This window comes from Streptomyces sp. NRRL WC-3549, assembly GCF_000721935.1.
Classification (GTDB): Bacteria; Actinomycetota; Actinomycetes; order Streptomycetales; family Streptomycetaceae; genus Streptomyces.
In genome coordinates this window covers 100,557-102,895 of sequence record NZ_KL585400.1, presented here as the reverse complement: position 1 = coordinate 102,895, position 2,339 = coordinate 100,557, and the positions used below count along the sequence as shown (strand labels likewise).

The 2,339-nt window shown below is 70.4% G+C and carries 4 protein-coding genes; 1 reads left to right on the top strand and 3 read right to left on the bottom strand.

Features of this window, described 5'->3' with window-relative positions:
• A partial coding sequence (locus IH13_RS0116315; protein WP_063837450.1) for a DUF397 domain-containing protein occupies positions 1-239 on the bottom strand: 239 nt, incomplete at its 3' end.
• Positions 236-1,021 (bottom strand): helix-turn-helix domain-containing protein, encoded by a 786-nt coding sequence (locus IH13_RS0116310; protein WP_031085069.1) that lies wholly within the window; start codon positions 1,019-1,021, stop codon positions 236-238. The genes IH13_RS0116310 and IH13_RS0116315, both read right to left, overlap by 4 nt.
• Positions 1,022-1,172: 151 nt before the next feature.
• Between IH13_RS0116310 and IH13_RS0116305 the strand changes: the two genes are divergently transcribed.
• Complete coding sequence (locus tag IH13_RS0116305; protein WP_031085068.1) at positions 1,173-1,574, top strand: ATP-binding protein; 402 nt, start codon at positions 1,173-1,175, stop codon at positions 1,572-1,574.
• A gap of 59 nt (positions 1,575-1,633) precedes the next feature.
• Here the strand turns inward: IH13_RS0116305 and IH13_RS0116300 are convergent.
• Positions 1,634-2,339, bottom strand: a 706-nt coding sequence (locus tag IH13_RS0116300) for a polyprenyl synthetase family protein (RefSeq protein WP_031085066.1), incomplete at its 5' end; no start/stop codon positions are given.

The following is a 2,339-nucleotide window of genomic DNA, read 5'->3' as shown; positions in this document are numbered from 1 at the left end:
CAGCCGCCGATGTGCGCGGCGAACGCGGACCACGTGGTGGGGGCGACGGTGAGGGCCGGACCCCCGGGGTTCTTGGAGTCCCGTACGTGCACGGCGGCGGGGTGCGCGGCGACCTCGACGCACTGGCCCCCCTCGCTGCCGCTGTAACTTGACTTGCGCCAGGTGTAGGCGACTTCGAGGCAGGCGCCGCCTTCCTCGCTGCTGTAGCTCGACTTGAACCACTCAAGTGCGGTGCTCATAGCTCTCCTAGCAGCCGGTCCAGCAGGCCTTTCGAGTCCTCGGTGTTGAGAGCCTGCGTCCGCAGCATCGCATATTTCTGCGCCAGGATGCTGACCTCGTCTGGGTCTGCGACGAGTTGGCTTCCGCGTTGGGTTTCCGTGTAGCCGATATGTTGGAAGTCCGGGGTTTCCAGAAGGATGAACGGCCCGGAGAGGGCCGCGTGGGTGTGACGGCCGAGAGGCATGATCTGGAGCGTGATGCCGGGTAGCGCTGCGCAGGTCAGGAGATGGCGCAGCATTTCGCCGTACACCTCATCGCCGCCGATGCGGTCGCATAGGACGGCCTCCGAGACGATGAAGCTGATCGTCGGAGGTACTGGCCTGTGCAAGATGCTCTGGCGCTCTGTTCGTGTGGCGACTTGGGCGTCAATCTCCTGCGTGCTGATGACCGGCACCTTGCTGCGGAACACCGCCCGCGCATAGCTCTCCGTCTGGAGTAACCCCGGCAGTACCTGGTTCTCGAACCAGGACAGCGCCAGCGCCTCCCGCTCCAGGTCCATGTACCGCTCGGCCCATGCCGGGATCAGGTCCACCTCCGGCATGTTGTCCACCGCCGTCTCCAGCGCCCCCTTCGTCGCCAGCAACTCGTCCAGGCGGCGGGCCAGATCCGGCAGGAGGGTGCGGCGGCCCTGTTCGATGGAGGCGATCGTCTCCATCTGCACGGTGGCCCGCTCTGCCAGTTGGGCCTGGGTGAGACCGGCCGCGACGCGGAACAGGCCGACGAGTTTGCCTACGAGCTTCATGGCCGACGCGTTCCTGCGCTGCCTCTTCCTGGGGTGCATACGGTTCGACTCCCCGCCCTGGTGCGTACTTCACGCGTGCGCGGCCCGTACAGCGGATCTGTACGGCCTCACGTAGTGCGCTACCTTAGCAACGGAGAGTGACAATCGGCTCATGAACGAGACGATGCAACTCTCCCTGGCCCGCGAGCGCTTCTGTCGGCGGGAGCGCCGGTCGGTGCCCGTGGTCAGGGAGTTCTCGCGCGAGGCCGTGACGGACTGGGGGTTCGGGGCGCGGCTGGACGACGTACTGCTGTGCGTGAGCGAACTGGCGACGAACGCGCTGCTGCACGGGGTGCCGCCGGGGCGCGGCTTTCTGGTGCGGCTGCTGCTGGAGGAGGGGGGCCTGAAGGTCGAGGTGCATGACAGCGGGGGCGGGGTGCCCGTTCTGCGCGAGCCCTCCGAGGAGTCGGGGCGGGGGCTGCTGATCGTCGACGCGCTCGCGGACCGGTGGGGCGTGGGTGAGCGGGACCCGGGGAAGGTCGTCTGGTGCGCCTTCGGGAAGACCGGGCCGTGAACTGCGGCCGGTGGACGTGGCGGTGGGGATCGTCCCGTGCCGCGTCCACCGGCTGTGGCTCACACCGTGCGGAGCGCCAGGTAGTCGAGCAGTTCCTCGATCTCGTCCACCGCGTCCGGTGCCAGAGCGACGCCGCGCAGGCAGGCGCGGGCGGCGTCGAGGTGCTGGTGGGCCTCGGCCAGGGTGGCGGTGCGGCCACCGGCTGCCTCGATGAGGTCCGCCGCCCGAGCGGCGGTGGTGCCGTCGGGCGGGCAGGGGGAGGAGAGCAGGGCGGCGAGTTCGTGTGCCGTGGGCCCGTGGGAGGCGAGCGCGGCGATGACGGGGTACGTCTTCTTGCGCTGCCGCAGGTCGCCGTGGACCGGCTTTCCGGTTCTGGCGGGGTCGCCCCAGATGCCCAGCAGGTCGTCCACGGCCTGGAAGGCCACACCGAGGTGGCGCCCGGCCCGGTCCAGCGCGGAGACCGTCCGGTCGGGCGCCCCGCCGAGCAGGGCGCCGAGCGCGGCGGCGCAGCCGAGGAGCGAACCGGTCTTGTGCTCGGCCATGGTCCGGTAGGCGTCGGTCCGTACGGCGTCGGGACCCGTCCAGGGGCGGTCCGCGAAGAGCAGGTCCTCGGCCTGGCCCCGGACCAGGAGGGTCAGTGTCCCGGACAGCCGCAGGACGGCGGCGCCACCGCCCGCGCCGGGCGTCTCGGCGAGGGTCTCCATGGCGACGGCCAGCAGACCGTCCCCGGCGAGTACGGCGGGCCCGGTGCCGTACGCCTTCCAC